This is a genomic window from Polaromonas sp. P3_C2, from assembly GCF_056402675.1.
This window is the reverse complement of sequence record NZ_JBFUGX010000133.1, coordinates 1-8,063: the sequence shown is the minus strand read 5'-3', so window position 1 is coordinate 8,063 and position 8,063 is coordinate 1. Positions and strand designations below refer to the sequence as shown.

At 60.5% G+C, this 8,063-nt stretch carries 7 protein-coding genes; 4 read left to right on the top strand and 3 right to left on the bottom strand.

Annotated features, from left to right (window positions below; all coding sequences use genetic code 11):
- Window positions 1-388 (bottom strand): fumarate hydratase (locus AC1DWI_RS07910; RefSeq protein ID WP_477724637.1); only part of this gene is annotated, 388 nt, incomplete at its 3' end.
- 183 nt (window positions 389-571) lie between these two features.
- Between AC1DWI_RS07910 and fumC the strand changes: the two genes are divergently transcribed.
- The gene (gene fumC / locus AC1DWI_RS07905) at window positions 572-1,963 is read left to right on the top strand and encodes a class II fumarate hydratase (RefSeq protein ID WP_477724636.1); all 1,392 of its coding nucleotides are present in this window, start codon (window positions 572-574) and stop codon (window positions 1,961-1,963) included.
- 56 nt (window positions 1,964-2,019) lie between these two features.
- On the opposite strand, the gene AC1DWI_RS07900 is transcribed toward fumC, so the two are convergent.
- A complete protein-coding gene (locus AC1DWI_RS07900) occupies window positions 2,020-2,475 on the bottom strand; it encodes a hypothetical protein (RefSeq protein ID WP_477669049.1) in 456 nt (151 codons plus the stop codon).
- Between the two features lie 88 nt (window positions 2,476-2,563).
- Here AC1DWI_RS07900 and oxlT point away from each other — a divergent pair, with 88 nt between their 5' ends.
- Entirely contained in the window at window positions 2,564-3,898 is a 1,335-nt protein-coding gene (gene oxlT / locus AC1DWI_RS07895; RefSeq protein ID WP_477724635.1) for an oxalate/formate MFS antiporter, read from the top strand.
- Between the two features lie 69 nt (window positions 3,899-3,967).
- Window positions 3,968-5,161, top strand: coding sequence for a Na+/H+ antiporter NhaA (gene nhaA, locus AC1DWI_RS07890; RefSeq protein ID WP_477669051.1), 1,194 nt, complete (start codon window positions 3,968-3,970; stop codon window positions 5,159-5,161).
- Window positions 5,162-5,181: 20 nt separating this feature from the next.
- Here the strand turns inward: nhaA and AC1DWI_RS07885 are convergent, their stop codons facing one another.
- Window positions 5,182-5,796 carry a YqhA family protein gene (locus AC1DWI_RS07885; RefSeq protein WP_477651054.1) on the bottom strand — a complete coding sequence of 205 codons (615 nt, stop codon included), beginning with the start codon at window positions 5,794-5,796 and terminating at the stop codon, window positions 5,182-5,184.
- Window positions 5,797-5,944: 148 nt separating this feature from the next.
- On the opposite strand from AC1DWI_RS07885, the gene acs reads away from it, so the two are divergent.
- Window positions 5,945-7,942, top strand: coding sequence for an acetate--CoA ligase (gene acs / locus AC1DWI_RS07880; RefSeq protein WP_477669052.1), 1,998 nt, complete (start codon window positions 5,945-5,947; stop codon window positions 7,940-7,942).
- Window positions 7,943-8,063: the final 121 nt, after the last annotated feature.

The window sequence follows — 8,063 nt, the reverse complement described above, 5'->3', positions numbered from 1 at the left end:
GTGTGTTGTCTTTGGTGTTCTTGCGGTCGAACTGCGGGTCGGCCACCACAGAGGCGCGCAAGGTGTTGTCAGGGTGGTTGTAGCCACGGCGCACGCCTTCGTTGATGGCGTCGTCAATGCTGCCGGTGAAGCCTTCCCAGCGCACGTCCATGCCGACCTTGAGGAACACGTTGACGATGCCGGTGTCCTGGCAGATCGGGCGCTGGCCCGTCGCGCTCATCTTGCTGTTGGTGAGGATCTGTGCAATCGCATCCCTGGCGGCCGGGCTTTGCTCACGCTCATAGGCGCGCGCCAGGTGGGCGATGTAGTCGGTGGGGTGGTAGTAGCTGATGTACTGCAGGGCAGCGGCTACGGATTCGATGAGGTCGGCTTGCTTGATCGTGGTCATGGTGGGTCGTCGTTATGAGGGCGTTTCGGGGAAATTTCGGGCAAACCCCGCAATTATCCGCCCTTGGGCGGGCGACTCGGGCATGTCGGGCGAGAGGATCCAAAACCCTTCAGATGAGAATCTTTCTCGTCTGCGGTCATACTAGGACTCTTAACCATCTTTTTTGACGCGCAGGATATTTCCATGACGACAAGCAGCACGCGCACGGAGCGCGATACCTTTGGCCCTATCGAGGTGCCGGCCAACAAACTCTGGGGTGCGCAGACGCAGCGCTCGCTGCAGAATTTCGACATCTCGGGCGAGCAGCAGCCACGTGAAATCATCAAGGCGCTGGCGCAGGTCAAGCGCTCATCGGCCAGGGTCAACCATGCGTTGGGCCTTCAGGACGAGAAAAAAACCAAAGCCATCGTGGCCGCAGCCGACGAGGTGATCGCGGGCGGGTATGCGGACGAATTCCCCCTGGTGGTATGRCAGACGGGCTCCGGTACGCAGACCAACATGAACGTCAATGAAGTGCTGGCCAATCGCGCCAGCGAAATTCTGGGCGGCGAGCGCGGCGAGGGCCGCCTGGTGCATCCCAATGACGATGTCAACCGCAGCCAGTCGTCCAACGATGTGTTTCCTACCGCCATGCATGTTGCCGCTGTAGAGGCCATGACCCACAAGCTCCTGCCAGCGATTGCGAAGTTGCGCGCGACGCTGGYGCAAAAAGCCCAAGACTTCGGCACCATCGTGAAGATTGGGCGTACCCATCTGCAGGATGCGACACCACTCACCCTGGGCCAGGAATTCTCGGGTTATGTCGCGCAGCTTGACCACGGCGAAAAGCATGTGCGTGCCGCCTTGCCGCACCTGTATGAACTGGCACTCGGCGGTACTGCCGTTGGTACGGGGCTGAATGCACCGAAGGGGTATGCGGAGCAAGTGGCGGCCGAACTGGCCACGCTGACAGGCCTGCCTTTTGTGACTGCACCCAACAAGTTCGAGGCGCTGGCCTCGGTCGACGGCCTGGTGCATGCGCACGGCGCCCTCAAGACACTCGCCGCCAGCATGATGAAAATCGCCAACGATGTGCGCTGGCTGGCCAGCGGCCCGCGCAGCGGCATCGGCGAGCTCAGCATTCCCGAGAACGAGCCCGGCTCGTCCATCATGCCGGGCAAGGTCAACCCGACGCAGAGCGAAGCCGTCACCATGCTGGCGGCACAGGTGTTCGGCAACGACGTGGCCATCAACTTCGGCGGTGCCTCGGGCAACTTCGAGCTCAATGTGTTCCGGCCCATGGTGGCGCACAACTTTTTGCAAAGCGTGCGCCTGCTGGCCGATGGCATGGTGAGCTTTAACGACCACTGCGCCGTCGGCATTGAGCCGAATCGCGAACGCATCGCCGAGCTGGTTGACCGCTCGCTGATGCTGGTGACGGCGCTGAACACGCACATCGGCTATGACAAGGCCGCCTTCATCGCCAAAAAGGCGCACAAGGAAGGCAGCAGCCTGCGCGATGCGGCACTGGCCTCCGGCCATGTCACGGGCGAGCAGTTTGATGCCTGGGTGCGGCCTGAAAACATGGTGGGCTGACGCTGGCCACACCCGGTTCGGGGGGGGTTAGCTGGTGGGTTGAAGGGATTAAGGGTTTACCCTATGATTGTGTCCGTAGATGCCTCACGCCACAAAGGAAATTCATGACCGCCTTCGCCTTGTATTTGAAGATTGCCCAGCCCGCCGCCAGTGCACGCGTACGCCTTGTATTGCGTGAGCTGGTTGCTGCTACGCCTCTGCATATTTTTATCAGCGCGCTGCGAGCGCGCTAATTTTTGCCGGGCGGTTTGCGCCGCCGGCAGTAGACCGCACCACGCGGTTGCTCTTTTCTCTTGTTTTCTTTTCAGTGCCGCCGGTGCAATGCCGGGCACTTGCTGATCCCGCATTGCGCGCTCAGGCTCAGCGCCGCTAACAAGCGCACTCCCCATTCTGTAAATCAAATCCATCGCAGTGGCCGGGGTTTGGCATGGCGCGATTCTTTCAATCCGCTTTCGTTTTTTTGAGCGATGTGTAAAGTTTTTTTCAAACTTGATCGCGGTCAATGGGCTCATAAATGTCCGCTCTCACAATCCGCTCACAACAACAGCATCAACGATTGCAATCGCAATTTCCACGGCATAAAAGAGACAGGAGACATCAATGACATACGCCCCTACGGCAACCCCCGCACCATCCAGCGCCCATCGCTGGATACAGCTTCTCTTGGGCATCGTCTGCATGGCGATGATTGCCAACCTGCAATATGGCTGGACCCTTTTTGTGAATCCGATTGCCGACAAGTACGGCTGGAGCAAGGCCGCCATTCAGGTGGCCTTCACGATTTTTGTGTTGACCGAAACCTGGCTCGTGCCGATTGAAGGCTACCTGGTCGACCGTTTCGGGCCACGTCCGGTGGTCATGGTCGGCGGCATTCTTTGCGGCGTCGGTTGGGTGATCAATTCTTTTGCCGATTCGCTGATGCTGCTCTACATCGCTGCTGCGATCAGCGGCATTGGCGCGGGTGCGGTGTACGGTACCTGTGTCGGCAATGCCTTGAAGTGGTTTCCGGATCGCCGCGGCCTGGCTGCGGGCCTGACAGCCGCGGGCTTCGGTGCGGGCTCCGCGCTCACCATTCTTCCGATCTCGGCCATGATCAAGGGCAGCGGCTACCAGTCTGCCTTCCTGTATTTCGGGATCATTCAGGGTGTGATCGTATTTGTCGTGTCGTTCCTGCTGACGCGGGCACCGGCGAATCTGGCCAAAAGCGGCTCGATCTCCACGATCAATGTGCAACAGAGCCGGCGCGACTACACGCCGTCCGAAGTCCTGCGTTCACCCGTGTTCTGGGTGATGTACGTCATGTTCGTGATGGTGGCGGCCGGCGGGCTGATGGCTACGGCCCAGCTCGGACCTATCGCCAAGGATTTCAACGTCGGCGACGTGCCCGTCAGCATCATGGGCCTGGCGCTGCCGGCGCTCACATTTGCCCTGGCCATTGACCGCGTGCTCAACGGGCTCACCCGTCCGTTCTTTGGTTGGGTGTCGGRCCAGATCGGCCGTGAAAAAACGATGCTGATCGCCTTTGGCATCGAGTCGGTGGGCATCCTGGCTCTCTACCAGTTTGGCCACAATCCGGTCGCCTTCGTGGTCTTGACGGGTATGGTGTTCTTCGCCTGGGGCGAAATCTACAGCCTCTTTCCTTCAACCTGCGCCGATACCTTTGGCTCCAAGTACGCTGCATCCAATGCCGGCCTGCTTTACACGGCCAAGGGGACGGCGTCGCTGCTGGTTCCACTGTCCAGCGTGCTCACGGCAATGACCGGCAACTGGCACGCAGTGTTCATTGTCGGTAGCGTCATGAACGCGATCGCGGCGCTGATGGCCTGGTATGTGCTGCGCCCGATGYGGCGTGCCGAGATGGAAAAGGCCGTGYTGCCGGCGGCCGCCTCCGGCAAGGCTGCCAGCTTCGGTCCTCTTCCGCAGTCCGCGCAATAGAGAGCAGCATTGCGGCCCGGAGCCTGCAGCGCAATGGGCCGCCGTCCTGCGGGTCTGGGACAATAGGGCATGCTCAAGTTTGTCCACCGCACCCTCAACCAGTTCATCAATTCGCAATCGCTTTCGGGCGTGGTGCTGGCGCTGGCCGCTGTGGCCGCGCTGGTGTTGAGCAACTCGCCATGGGGTGAGGCTTACAACCGGTTTGTGCAACTGCCAGGTGAGCTGCGGGTGGGCGGTGATCTGCTGGTGCTCTCCAAGTCGTTATTGCATTGGGTCAATGACCTGTGGATGGCGGTGTTTTTCTTTCTGGTGGGCCTGGAGATCAAGCGCGAGCTGATTGAGGGCGAGCTGGCCTCGCGTGCGCAGGCGCTGTTGCCGGCGGGCGCCGCGTTGGGCGGCATGGTGGCGCCGGCGCTCATCTACATGGCGATCAATGCCGGCGACCCGGTCGCGATGCGCGGCTGGGCGATTCCGGCCGCCACCGACATTGCCTTTGCGCTGGGCATCCTGGTGTTGCTGGGTAGCCGCGTGCCGGCATCGCTCAAGGTGTTTTTGACTGCTGTCGCCATCATTGATGACCTGGGCGCCATCCTGATCATTGCGTTTTTCTACACCGAGGGTTTGTCGGTGATGGCGTTGTTGGTCGCCGGGATCGGTGGGTTGCTCTTGCTGGCCTTTAATCGGGCGAAGGTGATGGCCATAGGGCCCTACGTGGCGGTGGGCCTGGTGATCTGGCTCTTTGTTTACAAGTCCGGCATTCACGCCACGCTGGCAGGTGTGATTACCGCGCTGGCGATTCCCCTTTCAGATGGCAAAGGCGGCTCGCCATTGAAAACCGCTGAGCACGCGCTGCACCCCTGGGTGGCTTTTGCGGTGCTACCGATGTTTGCGTTTGCCAATGCGGGAGTGTCGCTTCAGGGTGTGACCGTCGGAACGCTTCTTCAAAGCGTGCCCTTGGGTATTACGGCAGGCCTGCTGGTGGGCAAGGCCGTCGGCGTGTTAGGGGCTTCCTGGCTGCTGATTCGCTTTGTCGGTGCACGCCTGCCCGCCGGCGCTGGCTGGAGCCAGTTTGTTGGTGTCTGCCTGCTGTGCGGCGTGGGCTTTACCATGAGCCTTTTCATCGGTGCGCTCGCATTTGCCGGCCAGGATGCGGCATACGAGACGCAACTAAAGCTGGGTGTGCTGTGCGGTTCGTTGTTGTCAGGGGTGCTGGGTGCGGTGATGCTGATGCGCGCCAGCGCTGCCGAAAAGGCGCCGGGCTAGGACCGCCTGGCGTGACGCGGTCAGTGCTTTTGTGCGGCGATCGCGGACATGATTTTGTCGGTGTAGGCGATCGCAATCGCCGACAACAGGAAGGTGATATGGATCACCGTTTGCGCGATCAGGACCTTGTCGGTGTAGTTGTCGGCGTTGATAAACGTCTTCAGCAGGTGGATGGAGCTGATACCGATGATGGCCGTGGCCAGCTTGACCTTCAATACCGAAGCGTTCACGTGGCTCAGCCATTCGGGCTGGTCGCGGTGGCCTTCGAGGTTCATGCGGCTCACAAAGGTTTCGTAGCCACCCACGATCACCATGATCAAGAGGTTGGAGATCATCACCACGTCGATCAGCGCCAGCACCACCAGCATGATGACCGTTTCGTTGAGCGACACGACGGGTATGGCGGTCTTGTAGCCTATGCTGGTGATTAGTGCCTGCAACGCGGTCTGACTCCCGAATGCGGCTTCAATCAGGTGCCACAGTTCCACCAGAAAGTGCACTACGTAGACGGCCTGCGCGGCGATGAGGCCGAGGTAAAGCGGCAGTTGCAGCCAGCGGCTGGCGAAAATCAGGTTGGGCAGCGGGCGCAGGGGTGAGATTTTGGCAGGGGCAGGGGATTGAGTGGGTTCAGTCATGATGGCGTAAGCTGGGGTTTGCGGCATTGTAGGGGGAGGGTAGATACCCCTTCAATTGCAGAAGTTGTAAGGTTCAAGCCAGTCAGTGGCTTGTAAGTGCGGCAGAAGACAGTACCACGCATTCAGTGACAAACAGGAGACAAAACCAATGAGCGCCCCTTCATCCGCGATCGAATCCACCCTGGTTGAAAATCGCATCTTCCCGCCGGCGCCGGCCACCGTGAAGGCCGCGCGTATTTCGGGTATGCCGGCTTACCAGGCGCTGTGCGTGGAAGCCGAGAAGGATTTCGAGGGTTTCTGGGCCCGCCTGGCGCGCGAAAACCTGAGCTGGAAGAAGCCCTTCACCCAGACACTGGATGAGTCCAATGCTCCGTTCTACAAGTGGTTTGCCGACGGCGAGCTCAACGCTTCTTACAACTGTCTGGACCGCCATCTGGGCACACCGGTCGAAAACAAAAAAGCCATCATCTTTGAAAGCGACGACGGCAAGGTTACCAACGTCACTTACAAAGAATTGCATGCCAGGGTCAGCCAGTTTGCGAGCGCGCTGAAAGGCGCCGGCATCAAAAAGGGCGACCGCGTCATCATCTACATGCCAATGACGGTCGAAGGTGTGGTGGCCATGCAGGCTTGCGCCCGCATAGGCGCCACGCATTCGGTGGTTTTCGGCGGCTTCTCGGCCAAGAGCCTTCAGGAGCGTATTCAGGATGCTGGTGCGGTCGCCGTCATCACCGCCAGCTACCAGTTGCGCGGCGGCAAGGAGTTGCCACTCAAGGCCATCGTCGATGAAGGCATCGCCATGGGCGGCTGCGAGTCGATCAAAAACGTGATCGTCTACCAACGTACGGCCACTGCCTGCAACATGGTGGCTGGCCGCGACAGCCTGATGCACGAGATCACCGCCAAGGCAGCTCCGGTGTGCGAACCCGAGTTCGTCGGCGCGGAGCACCCGCTTTTTATCCTTTACACCTCGGGCTCGACCGGCAAGCCCAAGGGCGTGCAGCACAGCACCGGAGGTTACCTGCTCTGGGCCAAACTCACCATGGACTGGACCTTCGACATCCAGCCCGCCGACGTGTTCTGGTGCACCGCCGACATCGGCTGGATCACTGGCCACACCTACGTGGCCTACGGCCCGCTGGCTGCCGGCGCAACGCAGATCATCTTTGAAGGAATACCGACCTTCCCGAATGCGGGCCGCTTCTGGCAGATGATCGAAAAACACAAGGTCACGATTTTCTACACGGCGCCTACGGCCATCCGTTCATTGATCAAGGCTGCCGAGGCTGACGAGAAAGTGCATCCGGCCCGCTCCGACTTGAGCAGCCTGCGCATCCTGGGCTCTGTTGGCGAGCCGATCAACCCCGAAGCCTGGATGTGGTACTACAAGAACGTGGGCGGCGAGCGCTGCCCCATCGTGGATACCTTCTGGCAAACCGAAACCGGTGGCCACATGATCACGCCGCTGCCCGGCGCCACGCCGCTGGTGCCCGGCAGCTGCACGCTGCCATTGCCCGGCATCATGACTGCCATCGTCGACGAAACCGGCAAGGATCTCCCCAATGGCGCGGGCGGCATGCTGGTCGTCAAGCGGCCCTGGCCCTCMATGATCCGCACCATCTGGAACGACCCGGACCGCTTCAAGAAAAGCTATTTTCCCGAAGAAATGGGCGGCACGATTTACCTGGCCGGCGACGGGGCAGTGCGCAATGTCGACAACGGCTATTTCCGCATCACCGGCCGTATCGATGACGTGCTGAATGTGTCGGGCCATCGCATGGGCACCATGGAAATCGAATCGGCGCTGGTAGCGCACTCTACGCTGGTGGCCGAGGCCGCCGTGGTGGGGCGGCCCGATGACCTGACGGGCGAGGCCATTGTGGCCTTTGTAGTGCTCAAGCGTTCACGCCCGACGGGTGAAGAAGCCAAGGCGATTGCCAAGGAGCTGCGCGACTGGGTGGGCAAAGAAATCGGCCCGATCGCCAAGCCCAAGGACATCCGCTTTGGCGACAACCTGCCCAAGACCCGAAGTGGCAAGATCATGCGCCGTCTGTTGCGCGGCATCGCCAAGGGCGAGACCATCACCCAGGACACCTCGACGCTTGAAAACCCTGCCATTCTCGATCAGCTGTCTGAAAAGCAGTGATCGAGAACGTGGCGTAGCCGCGTCAGCGAAGCTGGGGCAGGGTTGGGGGACACTCATATCGCGAAGCGATGTGACGTGGCCACAAAACCCTGCCATTCTCGATCAGCTGTCTGAAAAGCAG